Raw genomic sequence first — 21,927 nt, forward strand, 5'->3', positions numbered from 1 at the left:
GATGCCAGCCTGACCCGCTACAATGTCAGACTATTGCCGTAACAGAAGTTAAAGGAAGCAAGACATGAGCACCACTATTGAAAAAATCCAGCGCCAGATCGCTGAAAACCCGATTCTGCTGTATATGAAAGGTTCTCCGAAGCTGCCAAGCTGCGGCTTCTCCGCGCAAGCGGTTCAGGCGCTCTCAGCCTGTGGTGAGCGTTTTGCTTACGTTGATATCCTGCAGAACCCGGACATCCGTGCTGAGCTGCCAAAATACGCTAACTGGCCAACCTTCCCGCAGCTGTGGGTAGACGGTGAGCTGGTAGGCGGCTGCGATATCCTGATTGAAATGTATCAGCGCGGTGAACTGCAGCAGCTGATCAAAGAGACCGCGGCGAAGTACAAAACCGAAGAGCCGGACGCAGAGTAAGTTTGCTGCGCAAATAAAAAAGCGACCTGTTAAGGTCGCTTTTTTTATTCTTCGCTGTCACCTGTCGGCAGCGGCCAGCCGCCCAGTCGCTTCCAGCGGTTGACGATCTCACAGAACAGCTCTGCGGTGCGCTCCGTGTCATACAGAGCCGAGTGCGCCTGCGTGCCGTCAAATTCAATACCCGCCGTAATACAGGCTTTTGATAACACCGTTTGCCCCAGCGCCAGACCGCTCAGTGCTGCCGTGTCGAAGGTCACAAACGGGTGGAAAGGGTTGCGTTTGAGCGAGGCGCGCTCCGCTGCGGCCATGGTAAAGGTGTGATCGAAGGTGGCGTTATGCGCCACCATGATGGCGCGGCTGCAGTTACTCTCTTTCATGCCTTTACGCACCATTTTAAAAATGGCGTGCAGCGCATCATATTCGCTTACCGCACCGCGCAGTGGGTTATGCGGATCGATACCGTTGAAGGCCAGTGCTTCCGGCTGTAAGTTTGCCCCTTCGAAAGGTTCAACGTGGAAATGCAGCGTGGTGTCTGGTGTAAGCCAGCCCTGTTCATCCATCTTCAGCGTGATGGCGGCAATTTCGAGCAGCGCATCGGTTTTAGCGTTAAATCCGGCTGTTTCTACATCAATGACAACGGGATAAAAACCACGAAAACGGTCGCACAGACCGCTAAATTGAGCGTTATCGGACATCAGGGTCTCTTACAAGGGGAAAAAGCAGAGCGCATTATGGCAAATTTTGCGGGGTGATGCAGTAAAACTACGGGCGCATATTGCGCCCTGAGGGATCAGTTGCCCAGACCACGACCGGCATCTTTGGCTTCAATCAGCTCGATTTTGTAACCGTCCGGATCTTCCACAAATGCAATCACTGTGGTGCCGCCTTTAACCGGACCCGCTTCACGGGTGACGTTACCGCCGTTGCTGCGGATGCGTTCGCACGCGTCGGCTGCGTTGTCCACTTCCAGCGCGATATGGCCGTAGGCGTTGCCGAGGTCATAGCTGTCCACGCCCCAGTTATAGGTCAGCTCAATCACCGCTTCATCCGTTTCCGGGCCGTAACCCACGAACGCCAGCGAGTATTTGTATTCCGGGTTTTCGCTGGTGCGCAGCAGTTTCATGCCCAGTACGTTAGTGTAGAAATCAATAGAACGTTGCAGATCGCCAACGCGCAGCATGGTGTGAAGTAGGCGCATAATTTCCTCATTAACCAATGGATTTGAATATTTTTTTGAACAGAAACGATGTTTTAGTATAGCGGCGAAGTGTCGCCGCTATCAATGAACAATGGCGAGATTAGAGAGAAGGGTAGTCGGTGTAACCTTCAGCGCCGCCGCCGTAGAAGCTTTCAGGACGCTGCGGGTTCAGAGCGGCTTTCTGTTGCAGACGGGCAACCAGGTCCGGGTTGGCGATATAGTCGCGGCCAAACGCAACGGCATCGATCAGCCCTTTGCCGATCAGGTCTTCCGCTTTCTCAGGCGTATAGGCACCCGCACCGATGATCACCCCGTGGAAGCGCTCACGCACTTTCTGACGGAAGGCTTCCGTATAAGGTTTACCGCCGGCCCAGTCTGGCTCAGACATGTGCAGATAGGCGATACCGCGTTTTGCCAGCTCTTCAATCAGATAGAGCGCATCCGCTTCTTCGTTCGGGCCGTTGTCGACGTTCTGGAAAGAACCGATCGGGGAGACGCGAATGCCGATACGATCCGGGCTCCACTCCTGGCATACGGCATCAACCACTTCCAGCACCAGACGGGCGCGGTTCTCGACGCTGCCGCCATACTGGTCGGTACGCTGGTTAGATGACGGTGACAGGAACTGGTGCAGCAGGTAACCGTGCGCGGAGTGCAGCTCAATCAAATCAAAACCTGCTTCACGGGCGTTGGCCACGGCCTGACGGAAATCGTTCACGATACCCGGGATCTCATCCAGCTCCAGGGCGCGCGGCGTTGAGGTATCGACGCGGATCGCGTTACCGTTTTCATCACGCAGCGAGGTGCGGGTGTTAGCATTCAGGGCAGAGGCTGAAACCGGTGCCTGGCCGCCAGGCTGAATGCTGCTGTGGGAGATACGCCCGGTGTGCCACAGCTGGACGGCAATGCGTCCCTCTTCAGCATGCACGCCCGCGGTAATTTTCTGCCATGCGGCGATCTGTTCCGGGCTGTGCAGCCCCGGCGCACCCGCATAACCTTTAGCCTGAGCAGAAATCTGCGTAGCTTCGGTGATGATCAGGCCGGAACTGGCGCGCTGACGATAGTATTCACCCATCAGTGGGGTGGGGATGTCACCCGGCTCAATGCTGCGCAGACGGGTAAGCGGAGCCATGAACACGCGGTTTGGCGCGGTAACGGCACCCACTTTTAAGGGGGTAAATAATTTTTCAGCTGACATAAAGACTCCTGAGTAGACCAGTCGACTAGTAATAAGATAAATAAAAACGCCTGTTAAATGCCAGGCGCAGTAATTGTGTTTTTCACATGTGCCAGCGCGCTTTCCAGCGGCACGGCACTGCGCGAAATCTTGGCCTGCAGGTTAGCGCCTAACCATAGCGCGTATAACACCTGCGCCTGAGTCAGAGGCTCACCCGAAAAGGCCAGCGTTTTTTCATTGCGGCCTTTTTCCAGCGCCTGGGCCAGCAGGGCGATAACACCGCTGGCACCTTTATCCATCGCCGTGCGCATATCTTCGGAGAGATCGCACACTTCGGCAGACAGTTTTACCGTCAGGCATCCGCTGATGATGCCCTGCTGACAGAACTGATTCAGCGTTTCCTGATAGTAGTTAAGAACACGATCCCGATAGTTACCTTCACCCGTGGCGAAGTGGGTCGCGAGACGCTGATGGTAGCCCGCATAGTGCCGCTCCAGCATCGCCACGCCAAACGCCTCTTTGGACCGGAAGTAGTGATAAAACGACCCCTTCGGTACCTCAGCGGTTTTTAATAGCTCGCTTAACCCCATGCCGGTGAAACCGCGATGCATGCAAAGCCGCTCGCCAGTCGCCAGTAGATGTTCGCGGGTATCGTGTTCAGTATTTCTGCTCATGGCCTCACTCTAATAGACCGTTCGGTCTAATGCAAGCCTGTTTACTGCCGACACCCATTCAGAATATCCAGCTGCTGTTGATAAACCTTTGATTTAATGTCCATCATACCCAGCACCGTTGAGAATAAATTGTCCTGCGAAACCGCATTTTTTGCCGCATAGTCGCGTAAGCACTGCGCGTTGATGCCAAAGTTTTTTGCATAATCCGGCGATAGCCAGAACATAAACGGGATGTGCGTTTGTTGCTCGGGTGCCAGCATGTATGGCGTACCGTGCAGGTAAATACCGCTTTCACCCAGCGATTCACCGTGGTCTGACAAATAAATCAGGGCGGTGTTCATGTTCGCCTGACGGGCTTTCAGTGCGTCAATGGTTTTGCTGACCATGCTGTCGGTATACAGGATGGTGTTGTCATAGGTGTTCATCAGCGCCTGATGATCGCAATCCTGAATTTCGTTCGTGTCGCAGGTTGGGGTGAATTTACGGAAATTGTCCGGGTAACGGCGATAGTACGCCGGACCGTGGCTGCCCATCAGGTGGATGACCAGCACCGTATCTTGCTTCACGCCATCCAGCACGTTGTCCAGACGGTAGAAGTTCACATCGTCAATACAGGATTTGTCTTTACAGAACTGATCCAGATTCCACTGCGTCATGTCGGTATGAGGCACGCGATCGCAGGCGCCTTTACAGCCGCCGTCGTTATCGCGCCACAGCAGGTTGACGCCCGCGTGCCTGAGCACGTCAAGCAGCCCTTCCTGATGCCGAGCCAGGTCGGCATCGTATTTGCTGCGCGTCATGCCGGAGAACATGCAGGGAACGGAAACCGCGGTTTCAGTGCCACATGAAGAGGCCTGCGGGAAGTTAATCATGTCTTGCTTTTTCAGCTCGGGGTTGGTTTCGCGCCCGTAACCGTTCAGGGAGTAGTTTGCCGCGCGAGAGGCTTCGCCGACGACAAGCACCAGAACGGTTTTCTTTTGCTGACCCGCAATCAGCGAGCCTTTATGCGCATCTTCGCCAATGCGCACCAGCGTTTGATCGCCGGCAAACCAGCGCATTTTGCTGTACTTCACCACGGCGCTGACATAGTTCGCCGGGGTAACCATTTTGACGATGCTTTTATTATTGCGGAACAGCGACGCGTAATCTTTATAAAACAGTGCGGCAATCAGGATGATCACCAGCAGAGCGCCCAGCATCGCGGCTACGCGCGTCAGCAGCGCGTACCACCATTTTCCGATACGAATTCGGGTGAGAGCCAGCACCACGGAGGGCACGAGGCCAGCAACAACAATCCACAGAATCATCTGCGGGGTCACCAGGGCGGTGGCTTCCTGAGAGTTGGTTTCGAACACGTTGACGATCATGTTCTGATCGATGACCGCGCCGTAGGTATACATAAAATAGGTTGCCGCAGCGCAACCGACAGTTAAAACGATCAGCAGCGGCTTACGGATGTACGGGATATTGAGCAGGCTAAAAACAATTACCCAGCCACAAAACAGCACCACCGGCACGGACGCGGCAAAGAGAATGTCGTGCAGATGAGAAGGGGCAATAATGGCCCAGCTGCGCTGGATAAACAGCCCGTTCAGCAGGGTAAAAAAGAGTGCACAGCCCAGAGTAAATTTAATATCGTTACATTGTAACTTTTTGATTAACTGCATCGATCGAAAAACCTGTTCTTTTGATGATGGGCTGAGTATAGAGAGGGAAGATTAGTGAAACCTTAATGCCACAAAACTGTGGTAAAGCCCTTGCACCTGACGCGTTTAGCGTCTTCACTGTAGATGAGAGTGGTCATGCGGAGGTCAGTGTGGCAGAGCAACTGGAGTTTTTCCCCATCCAGAGCCCGTGCCGGGGTATTTGTCAGGTAGATGAACGCGGATATTGCCGCGGGTGCATGCGCACCCGTGACGAGCGCTTTAACTGGCAAAACTTCAGCGACACGCAAAAACAGGAGGTGCTCCGGCTATGCCGGCAGCGACTTCTGCGCAAAATCCGCGCAAACAAAGCCGCTGAGACCGAAGAACCTCAGCAACCTTCACTGTTTTAACACGGTAATTGCGTATACTCATGACATCACGTCCTTGAGGAAAATGTTATGGTTCAGCGAATTACCCTTGCCCCCCAGGGGCCAGAATTCTCCCGTTTTGTGATGGGCTACTGGCGCCTGATGGACTGGAATATGTCCCCCCTCCAGCTGGCGAGCTTTATTGAAGAGCATATCGATTTAGGGGTCACGACCGTCGATCATGCGGATATTTACGGTGGCTACCTGTGTGAAGCCGCATTCGGCGAGGCGCTCAAGCTTGTTCCGGCACTCCGCGACCGCATGGAGATCGTCACGAAGTGTGGGATTGCCACCACCGCAAAACCTGAGCACGCCCTCGGCCATTACATCACCGACAGCGCGCATATCATCAAGAGCGCTGAGCAGTCGCTGGTCAATCTGGCGACGGATCGCATCGACCTGCTGCTGATTCACCGCCCAGACCCGCTGATGGACGCCGATGAGGTGGCGGAAGCGTTCCTGCACCTGCATCAGAGTGGGAAAGTGCGTCACTTCGGCGTCTCAAACTTTACCCCGGCACAGTTTGCACTGCTTCAGTCTCGCCTGCCGTTTACCCTGGCCACTAACCAGGTGGAAATTTCCCCTGTCCATCAGCCGCTGCTGCTGGACGGTACGCTCGACCAGCTGCAACAGCTGCGCATTCGCCCGATGGCCTGGTCCTGCCTGGGAGGCGGTCGCCTGTTTAATGATGAGGCGTTCCAGCCGCTGCGCAATGAACTGGAAACCATCGCCCGTGAGCTGAACGCGGAGAGCATTGAACAGGTGGTGTATGCGTGGATCCTGCGTCTGCCGTCAAAACCGCTGCCGATTATTGGCTCCGGAAAAATCGAACGCGTTCGTTCCGCACTTGCCGCGGAAGAGCTGGAGATGACACGTCAGCAGTGGTTCCGCATCCGCAAAGCCGCGCTGGGTTACGACGTGCCTTAAACCGCCATAATCTGACTTTCCGGTGAAATCTTTGCCTCTGGTATACACTTAAGGGGCAAAAAATAACCCGCGGAGGTCATATGAAGCGTTTTGCTCTGGCATTGGTCACGCTGGTTGTTTGCGCAGGAGCGCAGGCAGCCAGCGACGAAGTGGAAATGAATCTCGTCACCTCTCAGGGTGTGGGTCAGTCTATCGGGACGGTGAAAATCACTGAGACCGACAAGGGGCTGGAATTCGCGCCCAATCTCAAAGCACTCCCGCCCGGCGAACACGGCTTTCATGTTCATGCCAAAGGAAGCTGCCAGCCTGCCATGAAAGAGGGTAAACCGTCCGCGGCGGAAGCCGCCGGGGGGCATCTCGATCCGCAACATTTAGGCAAACATGAAGGGCCAGACGGTATGGGGCACCTTGGCGATCTGCCGGTGCTGGTGGTGAACAATGACGGTAAAGCCACCGATCCGGTCATGGCCCCGCGCCTGAAAAAACTGGATGAAGTAAAAGGCAAAGCGCTGATGATCCATGTGGGCGGCGATAACATGTCCGATCAGCCTAAACCGCTTGGCGGCGGCGGGGCACGTTATGCCTGCGGCGTGATCTGATCCCCAATGGTGCCCGGTGGGGGAGCCTGTTCCAGCTGCGACAGCGAGCAGTGCAGGCGCCAGATGATTGAGGCTAAATCACGGGCTGCGGGAAGATGGTGATGCGCGAGGGTATCGCAGATCCGTTGCAGTTCAGCCAGCGTGACCTCCAGAGGCCGCTGCTGGACACCGCGTTCACTCATCACGTCGCGTAGCAGGGAAATGCAAACATCGCGCACCTGCGACAGCGGGTCGGACCGCGTTTCCCATGCGCGAAGTTGCCAGACCACATGCGAACAGTTCAACAGCACCACGCCCCAGCGCAGCAGCCAGCGGCGGGAAAGCGCGTCATGGCTGTTATTGAGCTGGCTGACATGGTGATACACCAGCGATTCATACTCGCTTTCACGCAGATGCGGTTTGCGGCTGAGCTGGTCGACAAACCCTCTGCGTAATTCCCTGATATGTCGTCGGCTCTTACGTGCATCAGAGCCGGGACGCAATACCGCAAATGCGAGCCATGCCAGCCCCACGCCCAGGATCTTTGCCAGGTTATCATTGAGAAAATCGGCGTAATCATACACCGGCGGATTCGTCACGGAGATAAACGAGCCCATAAAGACAATCAGCTGGCCCCACAGGCCCGCCAGTTTCGGCATTTGCAGCTTGAGGAGCTGCATCGTCGTTAACAGCGGAAACAGGAACAGCAGGAACTGCCAGAGATCGCTTATCTGCACCATCAGGCCAAACTTCACGGCGAAACTGAACAATGACAGGAGTACCAGCGTGCGCAGCAGTAGCGTAAGAGAGTTAAACGGCGAGGCCGCGACGGAGTAAAGCACGCAGCTGATGGCGGCAAGCGTCAGGGCCGCGGCACCGGATTCCCACTGCGTGGTGATGCTCCACGCCCCAACCAGCGTCAGCGCACAAAAGGTGCGAAAACCACTCCACAGTGCTTCCAGATAATCGGTATGTCGGGCGAGAGCCGGGCTGCCGGGGACATTAAATTCCGTTACCGGCGTGGCATTCTCGACGGCGTTAATCCAGCGGCTACTGCGCAGATATAACCGGCAAAAGTAATTCAGGCGCTGCCAGAATGCGCGATGGCGATAATCATACTCATCCGTCGGGGCGAGCGGGGCGATGATCTTCGCGACGGTGTAAATATCCGCGTCAGGACGCGCAAGCGTTGCGAGCAGCGTCTCAATGACGGCGCGGGTATTTTCAGGGGGCGTCGGCCAGTTGAGCAGCATCCGGCGCAGGCTGGAGATGGCGCTGGTCATACGCAGCTGCTGGTGCAGCAAATAGTTGAGCAGCGTGTTCTGACGACGAAAACGGTAATGACTCCAGAAAGCCTGTATGCGCAACAGGTTCATGGTCAGGATCTGCCCGATAACCTTTTCATGCGCGAGACGGATGTCATCACTGGTATCCGGTTGCCACAGCAGGCTTGCATGTTCCAGCAACCGGGTATGCATGGTCTTCAGCGCGGTAATCAGCGTCGTACCGTCGGAAGTGCTGGGCAGGATCATCATCATAAACCCGCCGCTGAGGATCCCGACAATCACCTCACAGACGCGCGCCTGTGCAATATCCCACAGTTCGGTGGTATCGAGCACATTGACGACCGGGAAGGCAATGATGGCCGCGGTATAGCCCGCTAACTGGAAAGCATAGGCCACGTTATTGGTAAAATGGGCGCAGGCCCAGGTACAACATCCCAGCCACGCCGCCATGCTCAGCAGGAATAGCCACGGATCGTTCAGCGTATGCCCCGCGATAATTAACGCCGCGGTGGCGCCTAACAGACTCCCCGCGATGCGGCCAAGGCTTTTGCTGATCACTCCGCCAACGGTAGGGAAACTCACCACCGCGGCTGAGGTCATCGCCCAGTAGGGTTGGTCAAGATTCAGGTAATAGGCGACCGTCAGCGCCAGACATATGGCGATGCCATTACGCAGCGCGTAGCGCCACTGAGGACGCGTCGCTTTCATCCACGGCGTGTTTTGCCAGGAGAGCGCCTGCAGCTTCATTAACGGCTTCCGATGGAGACGGTGCAGGTGGTGCCGGATACCAGCGTGATGCCCTCGGGTAAACGGTCAAACTCCACACGCACAGGCACACGTTGAGCCAGTCGCACCCAGGGGACGTTCGGCTTTATGTCCGGTACGAGGCCGGAATCCGTTTCAACGCTTTGATCGTAAATGGCGCGACCGATGCTGGAGACGTGACCCTGTAACGTTTGCGAACCGCTGTAAAGGGTAATGGCCGCAGGTGAACCCTCGCGAATGTGGCGAAGCTTGGTCTCTTCAAAATAGCCCACCACGTAGAAGGAGTGGCTGTCGACAAGGGCAAAAACAGGCTGGCCGGTGGTGGCGTAGTTACCCACCCGGGCAGAGAGGTTAGTCACCCATCCATCTACAGGTGCGGTAATCACGGTTTGGGTCAGTTCCCACTGTGCCTGCTTAAGCGTCGCCTGGGCTACGTTGACGCTTGCCTGCATGGCCTTGACGTTAAGGTTGGCGGTATCCAAATCTTCCGCTGAGATGTAGTTTTGCGATAAGTGACGGCGGCGATTGGCTTCGTTATTGGCCTTCGCCAGGTCTGACTGGGCTTTCGCCAGCTGCGCCTGGGCATTCAGAACGGCAATATGGTAGGGGGTATCGTCGATACGGAACAGTTCCTCTCCCTTTTTAACATACTGGTTATCCTTCACCAGGAGCGTGGTAATACTTCCCGACACCTGCGGGGTGATGCTGACCTGCTCGGCGCGAACTTTGCCGTCACGCGTCCAGGGGGACTGCATATAAAAATTCCAGAGCCACCAGCCGGCGATCAGCGCGAGGACCAGGACAAACAGGGTGGAAAAGTACTTCAGCGTTTTCAGAGGCATATTCACCACACGGTCAAAACAGCAAGGCCCAGACTGACACAGAGGGCGAACAGGGAGAGATCCATCAACATGGGATGCCAGATTTCGCCGGAATACATCCAGTCGCGAAGCAGGCGGTGCGCAACGAGCCAGAGGATAAAGCCCACCAGCACGGCTTTAAACAGGGGAGGAAAGTAGACTGACGCACCGAAGATCAGGTCCTGGAGGGGTAAACCCTCTGAGCGATGAAAAAAGGTCACAAGCAGAGATCCTTTGCAGTGAACAGAATGCCGCGTTGGCTTGTCTGAGTATAAAGAAGCATCAGAATTCAGTGTAAGTCATACTTTTGAGTTAGATGAATGCAGTATTGCATTTGTTTTGCCAATACAAATACTGCACACTATTCTAAAATCAGTATAATAACTTAGCAAGCTAATTATAAGGAGATGAAATTGGAATCGCCATTAGGTTCTGATCTGGCAAGGTTGGTACGCGTCTGGCGTGCTCTGATTGACCATCGCCTGAAACCTCTGGAATTGACACAGACGCATTGGGTCACGCTGCACAACATTCATCAGTTGCCGCCTGACCAGTCGCAAATTCAACTGGCAAAAGCGATAGGTATTGAGCAACCGTCGCTGGTGCGTACGCTTGATCAACTGGAAGAGAAGGGGCTGATCTCCCGGCAAACCTGCGCCAGCGATCGTCGCGCCAAGCGGATTAAACTCACTGAGAAAGCAGCGCCCATTATTACCGAAATGGAAGCTGTGATTACCAAAACGCGCGGTGAAATCCTTTCAGGCGTTTCACCGGCGGAGCTGGAAATGCTCATCAGCCTCATTTCTCGCCTTGAGCAGAACATCCACGAGCTGCAGTCTCGCGACTGACAAGACAACAAGGCCTTGCATCTGCAAGGCCTTTTTCCTACCTAAAGACAACGACGCGGTTTCGGCCAGTCTCTTTCGCTTCATACATCGCTTTATCGGCGCTTTCCACGCACTCCTCTGCGGTCACGGACGATGATGTTGCCGTAAACACACCCATGCTGATGGTAATGGGCTCCGGTAGCTGACCTTCGCTGGTGGTTTTATCAAAGCTGCTCAGCTTCAGCCGTATGCGTTCCGCCACCTGGCATGCTGCGTCTGAAGGGGTATTTGCCAGCATCAGGACAAACTCTTCACCACCGATACGCGCCGCGATGTCCTGCGGGCGCACGGAATCCACCAGCAGATTGGCGACAAACTGTAAGACTTTATCCCCCTGCAGGTGACCGTAGTTGTCGTTGATGCGCTTGAAGCGATCGAGATCGCTGACAATAACCGAAACAGGGCGGCTGGATTTTGCGACAGCCAGCGCCTGATTTAACGATTCATAAAAATAGCTGCGGTTATACAGGCGCGTAAGCGGATCGCGAATCGAATTCTGATACGACTGCTGATACTTTGAATGCGACTCACGGTACAAGCTGAAGACATCGCAGAGCAGAACAAAAATAATCAGCAGCGTGGCGACGGTTTCAAATAACCGTGCGCGATACCACGATATGTCTTCGGCATGCCCACCCAATAACAGCATCAAGAGCGTGACGATATAGCAGACACAAAGAAAATTACCGGTCACCCAGAACAGATTACGTACGCGCGTCATATACATCAGCGTAGCTAATGTCACCACCCAGAGGACAATTAATGAAATATTAATGCTGTGGCTCCAGAGAACCATAAACTGCCGCGTTTCATTATCAACCAGGTCGAGGGTTAAAAAATCAAAATGGCTGGAATACATCCACGCCAACATCACGCCACCGGCAGTAAAAAGAAATGTCGTGCTGACGATAGCGATATGCGTCAGCCGCGAAAGGGGCTGATTACGCAGGGGAAACAGCAGGGCCGAAGCGATGAACAGGACCGCCATGATGAGATGGCGGAACATATAGTAGATCATCGCATCGTTATAGTTCACGACGTTGAACTGGTAGAGATCCAGCCAGGCGGGAAAACTGGACAGCGTTCCAACCATCAGCAATGCCGAACCGGCAAAGGCAAAAGCGATGGCAACCAGATACAGACGCCTCTTATCACACCAGTATTTCATTGCCATAAAACAGGCAATAAACAGGTGAAATACCAGTAAAAAAATGGTGAGCGTGGGGAACAACAGCGGCGAAAAGGAAGGTACCCATTCAACCAGTTTTGAAAATAAACCCTGTAATATTCCGATGACAATAACACAACCGAAACAGAACGAGAGATAACGACCTTTTACGGTAAGACGATTCGCAAGCATATAAATTTTTTTAAATAATTAAAGATGAATGAACAGGAGGTAATAGCGAAGAGTTTAATCAATTGAAACAATAATTACTTTGCGCAGAAACAATATACGGTGGGGTAAATAATGGGTGGGGTGAATATATTTTGTAAATATATTCATGAAAATGATATATATTGTAAAGGGATGTGGCCTGACAGCCACATCCCGTTTTAATTAACGTGGGGAAACGGTCACCTGGCTTCCGTTGCTTGCCAGCACGACACGCTGACCAGCAGAGAAACGGGTATTCCCCTGTTTCTGAACAACCATAATGGTGCTGCCGTCGTCTTTACGAATTTCCAGCTCAACACCCTGCGTTTTGTTCATTGCACCCTGAACGCCCTGGCCTGCAACACCACCCGCCACAGCGCCCGCAGCGGTCGCCAGAGAACGGCCTGTACCGCCGCCAACGGTATTCCCGAGGAAACCACCCAGAACAGCACCGCCGATTGCGCCCATAACGTTGTTGTCATCGCCACCCTGAATTTGTACAGGACGGGCGTTAACAACGGTACCGTAAGTCACGCTCTGAACCTGTTTTGCTTCAGAAGCGCTGTAAACGTCGCCAGACAGTGAGCTGTCATTCACACAGCCAGCCAGGGTTAAACCAATCAGCGAAACGCCCAGTACACGTACAATCATTTGAATCTCCTGTTCACCAAAAACGCCCAATTGGAGGCATCCGTTATGGCTAAATTATATGGCATAAGGGGCCATAGTTCATATCTTTGCACTAACAATAAGAAAATTGTACTTGAATTTGACTTAACGAGACATAAACAGGTTCTGCTCATGTCACCCGCATGACATTGTTAAAAAATATTATCGCTGGATGGCAAAGCCGTGCTGTTTATGGTTGAGTGGATAACCTTAGCCCACGCAACGTAAGGAAAGCGCATGAAATCGGGTCGCTACATTGGTGTGATGTCGGGCACCAGTCTGGATGGGGTAGATGTCGTTTTGGCCGCCATTGATGAACGTATGGTCGCTCAGCAGGCGAGCCTGACCTGGCCCATTCCCATTTCACTGAAAGAGGATATTCTGAGTATCTGTCAGGGGCAGCAATTGACGCTCTCTCAGCTAGGGCAACTTGACGTCCGCCTGGGAGCACTGTTTGCTGATGCGGTACAGGCGTTAATGCAAAAAGAAAATCTTCGACCGCAGGATGTGGTTGCCATCGGATGCCATGGACAGACCGTCTGGCATGAGCCGGTTGGTGATGCGCCGCATACGATGCAAATCGGTGATAACAACCAGATTGTGGCGAAGACGGGCGTCACGGTCGTCGGCGATTTCCGTCGTCGCGATATTGCGCTTGGCGGCCAGGGGGCACCGCTGGTGCCGGCGTTCCATCAGGCGCTGCTGGCACACCCTTCAGAACGCCGGATGGTGCTGAATATCGGCGGAATTGCCAACCTGTCAATGCTCATTCCCGGACAGCCTGTCCGCGGCTACGATACCGGTCCAGGTAATATGTTAATGGATGCCTGGATCTGGCGGCAGTGCGGGCAACCCTATGATAAAAACGCCGAGTGGGCGAGCGAGGGTAAAGTGATTCTCCCGCTGTTGCAGTCGATGCTCAGCGATCCCTACTTTGCTTTACCGGCGCCGAAAAGCACGGGGCGTGAATACTTCAACGTTGGCTGGCTTGAACGTCAGCTGGCGCCATTCCCGGCACTGGCTCCGCAAGATGTCCAGACGACGCTTGCCGAATTAACGGCGGTGTCGATCTCTGAGCAGGTACTTCTCAGCGGCGGATGCGAACGCCTGCTGGTGTGCGGCGGTGGAAGCCGAAATCCGCTGGTGATGGCGCGTCTGGCCGCGTTACTGCCGGGGACGGAAGTGACGACGACAGACGAGGCGGGTATCAGTGGGGATGATATGGAAGCGCTGGCTTTCGCCTGGCTTGCCTGGCGCACCATCGCCGGGCTTCCGGGTAATTTACCTTCGGTGACCGGCGCGCGCGAGGCCAGCGTCCTCGGGGCGATTTACCCGGCAAATCCTCGTCATAATCAGAGTTAACTGAAATTCAGCGCGGCGTCTCGTCGTTAGAATGGAATGAAACAGGAGGGCAGCCATGCCCTCCAGGACCAGGAAAGTCTTCGGAATACGCCCATGAAAAAAATTCTTCTTATTGTCGCGCCTTTATTGCTGTCAGGATGCAGCGTCTACAACCAGTTCCTTGAGCGTATGCAGACCGATACGCTGGAGTATCGCTGCGATGAAAAACCGCTGACCGTGAAGCTGAATAATCCACGTCAGGAAGCCAGTTTTGTTTATGACAATAAACTGCTGACCCTCAAGCAGGGCATGTCGGCCTCCGGGGCACGTTATTCCGACGGTATCTACGTCTTCTGGTCGAAAGGGGATAGCGCCACGGTCTACAAACGCGACCGCATCGTACTGAACAATTGCCAGCTTGAAAATCCGAAGCGTTGAGATTTTTACAGGGGCGGCGCACAATAGCGCCACCCAATCTCAACGTCAGCTAACGCCATGTCAGATAACGACGAACTGCAGCAAATTGCGCATCTGCGCCGTGAATACACCAAAGGCGGCCTGCGTCGCCAGGATCTTCCCGCTGAACCCCTCGTGCTTTTTGAACGCTGGCTGAAACAGGCCTGTGAAGCGAAACTGGCCGACCCAACGGCCATGGTTGTCGCAACGGTAGATGAAAACGGTCAACCGTATCAGCGCATCGTCCTGCTCAAGCATTATGATGAGAAAGGGCTGGTGTTTTATACCAACCTCGGCAGCCGCAAAGCGCACCATTTAGAAAATAATCCGCGCATCAGCCTGCTGTTCCCCTGGCACATGCTGGAACGTCAGGTCATGGTCACCGGCAAAGCGGAACGTCTCTCGACCCTTGAAGTGGTGAAATATTTCCACAGCCGTCCGCGTGACAGCCAGATTGGTGCCTGGGTTTCAAAACAGTCCAGCCGAATCTCTGCCCGCGGTGTCCTGGAGAGCAAGTTCCTGGAACTGAAACAGAAGTTCCAGCAGGGGGAAATCCCACTGCCAAGCTTCTGGGGCGGCTTCCGTATCCCGATTGAGCAGATTGAGTTCTGGCAGGGCGGTAAACATCGCCTGCACGACCGCTTTTTATACCAGCGCGAGAATGGCGGCTGGAAAATCGACAGACTGGCACCGTAATCCCCGAAATTTGTTGATTTAAGCGCTAGCGCACACCGCGCTTGCGCTTTATTCTATGGTCCTTTCGCATCAGGCGAAAAGTCGTGTACCGGCAAAGGTGCAGTCGTTTATACATGGAGAATTTGATGGCAAGCAGTAACTTGATTAAACAATTGCAAGAGCGGGGCCTCGTGGCCCAGGTGACGGACGAGGAAGCGTTAGCAGAGCGACTGGCGCAAGGCCCGATCGCGCTCTATTGCGGCTTCGATCCCACCGCTGACAGCTTGCATTTGGGGCATCTTGTTCCATTGTTATGCCTGAAACGCTTCCAGATGGCGGGCCATAAGCCTGTTGCTCTGGTGGGTGGTGCAACCGGTCTGATTGGTGACCCAAGCTTTAAAGCCGCTGAGCGTAAACTGAATACCGAAGATACCGTGCAGGAGTGGGTGGATAAGATCCGTAAACAGGTTGCACCGTTCCTTGACTTCAACTGCGGCGATAACGCTGCCATTGCTGCCAACAACTATGACTGGTTTGGCAGCATGAACGTGCTGACCTTCCTGCGTGATATTGGCAAGCACTTCTCTGTTAACCAGATGATTAACAAAGAAGCGGTGAAGCAGCGCCTGAACCGTGACGATCAGGGTATCTCCTTTACCGAGTTCTCCTATAACCTGCTGCAGGGCTATGACTTTGCTTGCCTGAACAAACTGCATGGCGTTTCCCTGCAGATTGGTGGTTCTGACCAGTGGGGTAACATCACGTCCGGTATCGACCTGACCCGTCGCCTGCACCAGAACCAGGTCTTCGGCCTGACGGTTCCACTGATCACCAAAGCAGATGGCACCAAATTCGGTAAAACGGAAGGCGGCGCGGTGTGGCTGGATCCGAAGAAAACCAGTCCGTACAAATTCTACCAGTTCTGGATCAACACGGCGGACGCCGATGTTTACCGCTTCCTGAAGTTCTTCACCTTCATGGATATTGCAGACATCAATGCGCTGGAAGAAGAAGACAAAAACAGCGGTAAAGCACCGCGTGCACAGTATGTGCTGGCCGATGAAGTGACCAAACTGGTTCACGGTGAAGAAGGTCTGGCGGCGGCGAAACGCATTACGGCAAGCCTGTTCAACGGTACGCTGAGCGATCTGAGCGAAGCGGACTTCGAACAGCTGGCGCAGGACGGCGTGCCGATGGTTGAGATGGAAAAAGGAGCTGACCTGATGCAGGCGCTGGTGGTCTCCGAGCTGCAGCCGTCTCGCGGACAGGCGCGTAAAACCATCGCGTCTAACGCGATCACCATCAACGGTGAGAAACAGGCTGACCCGGAATACACCTTCGTTGACGGCGACCGTCTGTATGGACGCTACACGCTGCTGCGCCGCGGTAAGAAAAATTACTGCCTTGTTTGCTGGAAATAATTAACAGTCTCCAGGGGCGTGGGAAACCACGCCCTTTTTGTTTTTTCAGGGTTTGGTAAGAAAAAGATGAAGAACATCCTCGCCATTCAGTCCCACGTTGTTTTTGGCCATGCGGGCAACAGTGCAGCGGAATTCCCGATGCGCCGCCTCGGTGCTAACGTCTGGCCCCTCAACACCGTGCAGTTTTCCAACCACACGCAGTATGGTAAATGGGCCGGCTGCGTGATGCCGCCCTCGCACCTCACCGAGGTGGTTCAGGGCATTGCGGATATTGACCAGCTCAAACGCTGTGACGCCGTTCTGAGCGGTTATCTGGGGTCAGCCGAGCAGGGGGAGCACATCCTTGGCATTGTGCGTCAGGTGAAAGCAGCGAACCCGGCGGCAAAATACTTCTGCGACCCCGTCATGGGACACCCGGAGAAAGGCTGTATCGTAGCGCCCGGTGTTGCAGAGTTTCACGTTCGCCATGCTCTGCCTGCCAGCGATATCATTGCGCCAAACCTTATTGAGCTGGAGATCCTCTGCGAGCACCCGGTTAACAGCGTAGAAGAGGCGGTAAGCGCGTCTCGCGAGCTGATAGCCCAGGGGCCAGAGATTGTACTGATAAAACATCTCGCCCGCGCCGGGCTGAGCCAGTCGCGTTTTGAGATGCTGCTGGTGACGAAAGATGACGCCTGGCATATTAGCCGTCCGCTGGTGGATTTTGGCCTGCGTCAGCCAGTGGGAGTGGGGGATGTGACCAGCGGTCTGCTGCTGGTGAAACTGCTGCAGGGTGCAACGGTCAGAGACGCGCTTGAGCATGTGACTGCGGCGGTGTACGAAATCATGATTGCGACGAAAGAGATGCAGGAATATGAACTTCAGGTCGTCGCGGCACAGGATCGTATCGCGAAGCCGGAGCACTATTTCAGCGCCACCCGGCTTTAAACGATGCCGGGTGGCGCTGCGCTTACCCGGCCTACAAAACCCGTAGGCCCGTGCAAGCGAAGCGCCGCCGGGCGATATTAGCTAAGACCTTCCGCTTTCAGCGCCGCAGCCACAGCAGGGCGCTCCGCCATACGGGTCATATACGATGTAATATGGTCTAACCCTTCCATATTGAGCTTAACCGCCCGCGCCCAGCGCAGCACGGTAAACAGATAGGCATCGGCAATCGTGAAACGGGAACCACAAATCCACTGATCGTCTTTCAGCGACGCGTTTACATACTGCAGCTTTTTCTCAAGAAGCGCGCGCAGGGTCGGTTTGTACTCTTCCGGCGTATCCGGGCGGAACAGGGGAGTAAAGCCTTTATGTAACTCGGTAGCGATATAGTTTAACCACTCCAGGGTCTTATAACGTGCAATGCTGCCGGTGGGGGCAAGAAGCTGGCGATCCGGTACGTTGTCCGCCAGGAATTGCATGATGGCAACGCCTTCTGTCAGCAGAGTTCCGTCATCCAGCAACAGCGCTGGAACTTGTCCCTTCGGGTTAATGGCAAGGAAATCATCGCCATTCTCCAGACGCTTTTTCATCAGATCAACGCCATCGAGCGTGAAATCTTTGCCGCTCTCGCGCAGGGTGATATGGGAAGCAAGAGAGCACGCGCCCGGTTTGTAGAACAGTTTCATCGGTAACTCCTTTTTGCTGAGGTTTCAGCTATGTTAGTGCGCGAACAGGCAAAAAAAAAGCCGCTAATGCATTAGCGGCTTCTCAACAGTCGTTTCTCAATAATCTTACGCAGTCGCGGTTTCGCTTGCCCTGGCCGTCTTGTCGTCGTCCTGAGTCATACGATTCAGTTTCGGCGCGGTCAGCAGCATCAGAACTGCAATCACCGCTGTCGCGATACCAATCTGCATGAACACGGTGCCGTAGACATTCAGGGAGACCAGTGGGTCAGTGACGTTTTCCGGCACGGCCATCAGGTTCGCAATCTTACCTGCGATAATTGCTGCACCGGCAGTGGTCAGGAACCAGCTACCCATAATGAAGCCCATCAGACGCTGTGGAACCAGCTGTGCCACCATCGCCAGGCCCAGACCGGAGATCATCAGTTCGCCGATAGACTGCAGCGCATAGCTCAGAATCAGCCAGTTTACGGAGACGATACCGGCGTCGGTCGCAAATTTCGTACCCAGCGGCAGCACCAGGAACGCACCGGAGCACAGCACCATACCAATCGCAAACTTGTGCGGCATTGGCAGACGGTCGCCCATCTTGTTATAGATAGCTGCCAGAATCGGGCTGCCAATCATGATCCAGAACGGGTTCAGCGCCTGATACTGCTCCGGCTCGAACGCGATACCCAGGATAGAGTGCTCAACGTTACGAATGGCGAAGAAGTTCAGAGAGGTTGGCATCTGGCTGTACAGTACGAAGAAGATAATCGCTTCCAGCATCAGAATGAAGGCCACAATCATCTTACGACGCGCAGCACCCTGCATCGCGAACGCTTCTTTCGCGAAGATGACCACGATACCCAGCGCAACCACGCCCAGCACCGCACGGGCGATACCCTGGTTGTGCAGCAGCCAGGTGGCGATTGCCGCCAGAATCACAACGCCCACGATGGTCGCCAGCAGTTTGCCCATATGGACGGGTTCGAAATCGGGTTTTGAACCGTAGTCTTTGACCCAGCTGCGGCAGAACAAGAAGTTCACTACGGTAATCAGCATGCCCACGAAGCTCAGCGCAAACGCCACGCTCCAGCCGAATTTAGCGGCCAGCCATGGTGTTGCCAGCATGGAGAAGAATGAACCGATGTTGATGGACATGTAGTACATGGTGAATGCACCGTCCAGACGTGGGTCATCTTTGCTGTAACAGGTAGAGAGCAGGGAAGACGGGTTCGCTTTAAACAATCCGTTACCGACAGCAATGGTCGCCATACCCATATACACCACTGCGGCGTCATGGCCAGACCATGCGACCAGCCCATAGCCAATCGCCAGAACAATGGCGCCCAGCATGATGACACGTTTGGTGCCGAGAACTTTATCACCCAGCCAGCCGCCGATAGCAACCAGGCCGTATACGAGGGCACTGAAGGAGGAGAACAGCGTGATGGAATCGGCTTCGGACATACCCAGCTGTTTTACCAGGTAAACCGCCATGATCCCTTGCAGGCCGTAGTAACCAAAACGCTCCCATAACTCGATAGAGAAGATGAGATAAAACGCTTTCGGTTGTTTAAAAGCGTTAAGACTCACGCTTTCATCTGTTGGTTTATTGTTTGCAGTCGACACATATACCTCTTTTTTTACATCCCATATTAACGGGGGTGTTCATAGCGTGATGGCCGTAGTCCATCCGCCTTATAGTTATATTGGGAGGAGAAACGGCGGGTAATGTTCACTATCCTGACCCGTCTGGCAATACGTTTGTAATAATCTGTTACATTTATATGGGGTGGTATAATCGTCGGTTCATGCAAATGTTATTCAGCGTTAAATTTCATACGGTGAGTAAAGGTAGTTTTTTCAACTGGTATTCCCCCTCCCCGATCGGCTTTTGGCGATATGTTCTGCTATTTGCCGTTTGTGGCAGTGATATAGCCCATATTCTGAAAAATAGCTGGTCTTATCTTCCGGTTCTGATCGGTTATATCTTGTCTGGCAAAGGCTTTGGGATGATTTTGACAACAAAAAATCAACATGAAGTTATCAGAGTGATCGCGATCACAGATGTATAGAAATTTTTGGCTATGAAAAAAGTATTAACCTGTTTGAGCGTTAACGCGCCGAACAAGTGACAAGTCAGCAGGGGCAAGAGGCGGATGATTTATGGTCAGGAGAGGGACGTTTGGAAGGCCTTCTCCTGATGTGGGATTGTGATTGTTCAGACCAGCAATTCAGTGATAAACTTTTTCTTTGTATTCACAGAGGTCTTCAATAATGCAGGAGCCGCAACGAGGTTTACGGGCGATGCAGGTATAACGGCCGTGCAAAATCAGCCAGTGATGGCAGTCAACCTTGAATTCGGCGGGCACCACTTTTAACAGCTTCTCTTCAACCTGCTCAACGTTTTTACCGGGGGCGAAGTTGGTGCGGTTAGAAACACGGAAGATATGCGTATCCACGGCGATCGTCGGCCAGCCGAACGCCGTATTAAGCACCACGTTCGCGGTTTTGCGTCCTACACCCGGCAACGCTTCCAGCGCTGCGCGGTCTTCCGGCACCTCACCGCCGTGCTGTTCCAGCAAGATCCGGCAGGTTTTAATCACATTCTCTGCTTTGCTGTTAAACAATCCGATGGTTTTGATATAAGACTTCACGCCTTCCACGCCGAGCTCCAGCATCGCTTTTGGCGTGTTAGCGACCGGATAGAGCAGGGCGGTCGCTTTATTGACGCTCACATCGGTAGCCTGTGCAGAGAGCAACACGGCGATCAGCAGCTCAAACGGGGAGGTAAAATTCAGCTCCGTCGTCGGATGTGGGTTCTCGTCCCGCAGACGGGTCAGGATCGCAATGCGCTTTTCTTTATTCATGAGGCCTTCTCGGGGATCCCTTCCTGGACGCTACGCTCTGCTGCGCGTCGCTTACGTTTTTCATCAATCAGGTATTTTACTGCCAGCATCATGCCAAGGCCAATAAACGCGCCAGGTGGCAGCATCGCCAGCAGGAATGGCGTATCAGTATGGAACACCTCGATACGTAGCGATTTGGCCCAGCCGCCCAGCAGCGCATCGGCACCGTCAAACAGCGTCCCGTTGCCGAGGATCTCGCGCAGTGAGCCGAGCACGAACATCGCACCGGTCGCACCCATACCAATCGAAAAACCATCCAGCGCCGACATGGCCGGACTATTTTTCACGGCGAAGGCTTCCGCACGCCCGACCACAATACAGTTGGTGACGATCAGAGGGATAAAAATCCCGAGCGACTGATACAGACCGAAGGCGTAGGCGTTAATCAGCATCTGGACGATACTGACCACCGACGCAATGATCATAACGTAAATCGGAATACGGATTTCCGACGGGGTCCAGCGGCGCAGGGCGGAGATGGAGAGGTTGGTCAGAGTCAGCACCAGCGTCGTTGCCAGACCGAGACCAAGAGCATTGGTGGCCGTTGACGTCACGGCCAGCAGTGGGCACATCCCCAGCAGCTGAACCAGCGCGGAGTTGTTCTTCCACAGTCCCTGGACAATAACCTCTTTAACCTGGCTCATG

General features: G+C 54.1%; 24 protein-coding genes. 10 read left to right on the forward strand and 14 right to left on the reverse strand.

The genetic code is table 11. From position 1 onward, the window contains the following. Nucleotides 1-64: 64 nt before the first annotated feature. Nucleotides 65-412 carry a monothiol glutaredoxin 4 gene (grxD, locus tag ACOTY9_RS00825; protein WP_003832760.1) on the forward strand — a complete coding sequence of 116 codons (348 nt, stop codon included), beginning with the start codon at nt 65-67 and terminating at the stop codon, nt 410-412. Nucleotides 413-456: 44 nt separating this feature from the next. Here grxD and rnt read toward each other — a convergent pair whose 3' ends face one another. From rnt to eptA, 5 genes are all read right to left on the reverse strand, one after another. Then, nucleotides 457-1,107: a ribonuclease T gene (gene rnt, locus ACOTY9_RS00830; RefSeq protein WP_023332811.1), complete on the reverse strand. Its 651-nt coding sequence runs from the start codon at nt 1,105-1,107 to the stop codon at nt 457-459. A 95-nt stretch (nt 1,108-1,202) separates the two neighbouring features. Continuing rightward, entirely contained in the window at nt 1,203-1,610 is a 408-nt protein-coding gene (gloA, locus tag ACOTY9_RS00835) for a lactoylglutathione lyase (RefSeq protein ID WP_071922299.1), read from the reverse strand. A 100-nt stretch (nt 1,611-1,710) separates the two neighbouring features. Beyond that, nucleotides 1,711-2,808, reverse strand: a complete 1,098-nt coding sequence (locus ACOTY9_RS00840) for an alkene reductase (protein ID WP_014883559.1) — start codon at nt 2,806-2,808, stop codon at nt 1,711-1,713. 53 nt (nt 2,809-2,861) lie between these two features. Then, on the reverse strand, nt 2,862-3,461 hold the full coding sequence (locus tag ACOTY9_RS00845) for a TetR/AcrR family transcriptional regulator (RefSeq protein WP_014883560.1): 600 nt from the start codon (nt 3,459-3,461) through the stop codon (nt 2,862-2,864). 41 nt (nt 3,462-3,502) lie between these two features. After that, nucleotides 3,503-5,128: a phosphoethanolamine transferase EptA gene (gene eptA, locus ACOTY9_RS00850; protein WP_348565564.1), complete on the reverse strand. Its 1,626-nt coding sequence runs from the start codon at nt 5,126-5,128 to the stop codon at nt 3,503-3,505. A gap of 149 nt (nt 5,129-5,277) precedes the next feature. Between eptA and ACOTY9_RS00855 the strand changes: the two genes are divergently transcribed. From ACOTY9_RS00855 to sodC, 3 genes are all read left to right on the forward strand, one after another. Further along, a complete protein-coding gene (locus tag ACOTY9_RS00855) occupies nt 5,278-5,517 on the forward strand; it encodes a DUF1289 domain-containing protein (protein ID WP_014883562.1) in 240 nt (79 codons plus the stop codon). 48 nt (nt 5,518-5,565) lie between these two features. Beyond that, nucleotides 5,566-6,462, forward strand: a complete 897-nt coding sequence (locus ACOTY9_RS00860; RefSeq protein WP_014883563.1) for an aldo/keto reductase — start codon at nt 5,566-5,568, stop codon at nt 6,460-6,462. 80 nt (nt 6,463-6,542) lie between these two features. Continuing rightward, nucleotides 6,543-7,061, forward strand: a complete 519-nt coding sequence (gene sodC, locus ACOTY9_RS00865) for a superoxide dismutase [Cu-Zn] SodC (protein ID WP_348565563.1) — start codon at nt 6,543-6,545, stop codon at nt 7,059-7,061. Here sodC and ACOTY9_RS00870 read toward each other — a convergent pair. Genes ACOTY9_RS00870 through ACOTY9_RS00880 form a run of 3 tightly spaced genes read right to left on the reverse strand, consistent with a single transcriptional unit; the run spans nt 7,040 to nt 10,172 of the window. Beyond that, the gene (locus tag ACOTY9_RS00870; protein ID WP_348565562.1) at nt 7,040-9,073 is read right to left on the reverse strand and encodes an FUSC family protein; all 2,034 of its coding nucleotides are present in this window, start codon (nt 9,071-9,073) and stop codon (nt 7,040-7,042) included. The two genes, sodC and ACOTY9_RS00870, sit on opposite strands and share 22 nt — an antisense overlap. Then, complete coding sequence (locus ACOTY9_RS00875) at nt 9,073-9,933, reverse strand: HlyD family secretion protein (RefSeq protein ID WP_014883566.1); 861 nt, start codon at nt 9,931-9,933, stop codon at nt 9,073-9,075. Before ACOTY9_RS00875 ends, ACOTY9_RS00870 begins: the two co-directional genes overlap by 1 nt. A 2-nt stretch (nt 9,934-9,935) precedes the next feature. Beyond that, nucleotides 9,936-10,172 (reverse strand): DUF1656 domain-containing protein, encoded by a 237-nt coding sequence (locus tag ACOTY9_RS00880; protein WP_014883567.1) that lies wholly within the window; start codon nt 10,170-10,172, stop codon nt 9,936-9,938. Nucleotides 10,173-10,358: 186 nt separating this feature from the next. Here ACOTY9_RS00880 and slyA point away from each other — a divergent pair, with 186 nt between their 5' ends. After that, nucleotides 10,359-10,799, forward strand: coding sequence for a transcriptional regulator SlyA (gene slyA, locus ACOTY9_RS00885; RefSeq protein WP_032628878.1), 441 nt, complete (start codon nt 10,359-10,361; stop codon nt 10,797-10,799). Nucleotides 10,800-10,836: 37 nt separating this feature from the next. Here slyA and ACOTY9_RS00890 read toward each other — a convergent pair whose 3' ends face one another. Beyond that, nucleotides 10,837-12,198, reverse strand: coding sequence for a GGDEF domain-containing protein (locus ACOTY9_RS00890; RefSeq protein WP_348565561.1), 1,362 nt, complete (start codon nt 12,196-12,198; stop codon nt 10,837-10,839). Nucleotides 12,199-12,399: 201 nt separating this feature from the next. Beyond that, on the reverse strand, nt 12,400-12,867 hold the full coding sequence (gene slyB, locus ACOTY9_RS00895; RefSeq protein ID WP_014883569.1) for an outer membrane lipoprotein SlyB: 468 nt from the start codon (nt 12,865-12,867) through the stop codon (nt 12,400-12,402). A gap of 255 nt (nt 12,868-13,122) precedes the next feature. On the opposite strand from slyB, the gene anmK reads away from it, so the two are divergent. The 5 genes from anmK to pdxY all read left to right on the forward strand — a co-directional run bounded on the left by anmK (nt 13,123) and on the right by pdxY (nt 17,705). After that, on the forward strand, nt 13,123-14,247 hold the full coding sequence (anmK, locus tag ACOTY9_RS00900) for an anhydro-N-acetylmuramic acid kinase (RefSeq protein ID WP_014883570.1): 1,125 nt from the start codon (nt 13,123-13,125) through the stop codon (nt 14,245-14,247). Between the two features lie 93 nt (nt 14,248-14,340). Next, nucleotides 14,341-14,664: a C-type lysozyme inhibitor gene (gene mliC, locus ACOTY9_RS00905; RefSeq protein ID WP_014883571.1), complete on the forward strand. Its 324-nt coding sequence runs from the start codon at nt 14,341-14,343 to the stop codon at nt 14,662-14,664. A gap of 57 nt (nt 14,665-14,721) precedes the next feature. Continuing rightward, nucleotides 14,722-15,378, forward strand: a complete 657-nt coding sequence (gene pdxH / locus ACOTY9_RS00910) for a pyridoxamine 5'-phosphate oxidase (RefSeq protein WP_421637292.1) — start codon at nt 14,722-14,724, stop codon at nt 15,376-15,378. Nucleotides 15,379-15,503: 125 nt separating this feature from the next. Next, complete coding sequence (tyrS, locus tag ACOTY9_RS00915; protein ID WP_348565560.1) at nt 15,504-16,778, forward strand: tyrosine--tRNA ligase; 1,275 nt, start codon at nt 15,504-15,506, stop codon at nt 16,776-16,778. Nucleotides 16,779-16,844: 66 nt separating this feature from the next. Then, a complete protein-coding gene (pdxY, locus tag ACOTY9_RS00920; RefSeq protein ID WP_247170765.1) occupies nt 16,845-17,705 on the forward strand; it encodes a pyridoxal kinase PdxY in 861 nt (286 codons plus the stop codon). Nucleotides 17,706-17,782: 77 nt separating this feature from the next. On the opposite strand, the gene gstA is transcribed toward pdxY, so the two are convergent. The 4 genes from gstA to ACOTY9_RS00940 all read right to left on the reverse strand — a co-directional run bounded on the left by gstA (nt 17,783) and on the right by ACOTY9_RS00940 (nt 21,926). Then, a complete protein-coding gene (gene gstA, locus ACOTY9_RS00925; RefSeq protein ID WP_014883574.1) occupies nt 17,783-18,388 on the reverse strand; it encodes a glutathione transferase GstA in 606 nt (201 codons plus the stop codon). Nucleotides 18,389-18,493: 105 nt separating this feature from the next. Further along, nucleotides 18,494-20,002 (reverse strand): dipeptide/tripeptide permease DtpA, encoded by a 1,509-nt coding sequence (gene dtpA, locus ACOTY9_RS00930; RefSeq protein WP_348565559.1) that lies wholly within the window; start codon nt 20,000-20,002, stop codon nt 18,494-18,496. Nucleotides 20,003-20,607: 605 nt separating this feature from the next. Next, the gene (gene nth / locus ACOTY9_RS00935) at nt 20,608-21,243 is read right to left on the reverse strand and encodes an endonuclease III (RefSeq protein WP_348565558.1); all 636 of its coding nucleotides are present in this window, start codon (nt 21,241-21,243) and stop codon (nt 20,608-20,610) included. Next, entirely contained in the window at nt 21,240-21,926 is a 687-nt protein-coding gene (locus tag ACOTY9_RS00940; RefSeq protein WP_023337188.1) for an electron transport complex subunit E, read from the reverse strand. Before ACOTY9_RS00940 ends, nth begins: the two co-directional genes overlap by 4 nt. Nucleotide 21,927: the final 1 nt, after the last annotated feature.

The sequence above is a fragment of the Enterobacter cloacae complex sp. SHL012 genome, from assembly GCF_049237505.1.
Lineage (GTDB): Bacteria > Pseudomonadota > Gammaproteobacteria > Enterobacterales > Enterobacteriaceae > Enterobacter > Enterobacter kobei.

Bases quoted from the DNA above. Each gene is read 5' to 3' on its own strand.
- eptA (WP_348565564.1), bottom strand. From the start codon at position 5,128: ATGCAGTTAATCAAAAAGTTACAATGTAACGATATTAAATTTACTCTG.
- ACOTY9_RS00875 (WP_014883566.1), bottom strand. From the start codon at position 9,933: ATGCCTCTGAAAACGCTGAAGTACTTTTCCACCCTGTTTGTCCTGGTC.
- slyB (WP_014883569.1), bottom strand. From the start codon at position 12,867: ATGATTGTACGTGTACTGGGCGTTTCGCTGATTGGTTTAACCCTGGCT.
- ACOTY9_RS00890 (WP_348565561.1), bottom strand. From the start codon at position 12,198: ATGCTTGCGAATCGTCTTACCGTAAAAGGTCGTTATCTCTCGTTCTGT.
- tyrS (WP_348565560.1), top strand. From the start codon at position 15,504: ATGGCAAGCAGTAACTTGATTAAACAATTGCAAGAGCGGGGCCTCGTG.
- anmK (WP_014883570.1), top strand. From the start codon at position 13,123: ATGAAATCGGGTCGCTACATTGGTGTGATGTCGGGCACCAGTCTGGAT.
- gstA (WP_014883574.1), bottom strand. From the start codon at position 18,388: ATGAAACTGTTCTACAAACCGGGCGCGTGCTCTCTTGCTTCCCATATC.
- ACOTY9_RS00840 (WP_014883559.1), bottom strand. From the start codon at position 2,808: ATGTCAGCTGAAAAATTATTTACCCCCTTAAAAGTGGGTGCCGTTACC.
- slyA (WP_032628878.1), top strand. From the start codon at position 10,359: ATGAAATTGGAATCGCCATTAGGTTCTGATCTGGCAAGGTTGGTACGC.
- gloA (WP_071922299.1), bottom strand. From the start codon at position 1,610: ATGCGCCTACTTCACACCATGCTGCGCGTTGGCGATCTGCAACGTTCT.
- rnt (WP_023332811.1), bottom strand. From the start codon at position 1,107: ATGTCCGATAACGCTCAATTTAGCGGTCTGTGCGACCGTTTTCGTGGT.
- pdxY (WP_247170765.1), top strand. From the start codon at position 16,845: ATGAAGAACATCCTCGCCATTCAGTCCCACGTTGTTTTTGGCCATGCG.
- nth (WP_348565558.1), bottom strand. From the start codon at position 21,243: ATGAATAAAGAAAAGCGCATTGCGATCCTGACCCGTCTGCGGGACGAG.
- grxD (WP_003832760.1), top strand. From the start codon at position 65: ATGAGCACCACTATTGAAAAAATCCAGCGCCAGATCGCTGAAAACCCG.
- sodC (WP_348565563.1), top strand. From the start codon at position 6,543: ATGAAGCGTTTTGCTCTGGCATTGGTCACGCTGGTTGTTTGCGCAGGA.
- ACOTY9_RS00845 (WP_014883560.1), bottom strand. From the start codon at position 3,461: ATGAGCAGAAATACTGAACACGATACCCGCGAACATCTACTGGCGACT.
- ACOTY9_RS00940 (WP_023337188.1), bottom strand. From the start codon at position 21,926: ATGAGCCAGGTTAAAGAGGTTATTGTCCAGGGACTGTGGAAGAACAAC.
- pdxH (WP_421637292.1), top strand. From the start codon at position 14,722: ATGTCAGATAACGACGAACTGCAGCAAATTGCGCATCTGCGCCGTGAA.
- mliC (WP_014883571.1), top strand. From the start codon at position 14,341: ATGAAAAAAATTCTTCTTATTGTCGCGCCTTTATTGCTGTCAGGATGC.
- ACOTY9_RS00870 (WP_348565562.1), bottom strand. From the start codon at position 9,073: ATGAAGCTGCAGGCGCTCTCCTGGCAAAACACGCCGTGGATGAAAGCG.
- ACOTY9_RS00860 (WP_014883563.1), top strand. From the start codon at position 5,566: ATGGTTCAGCGAATTACCCTTGCCCCCCAGGGGCCAGAATTCTCCCGT.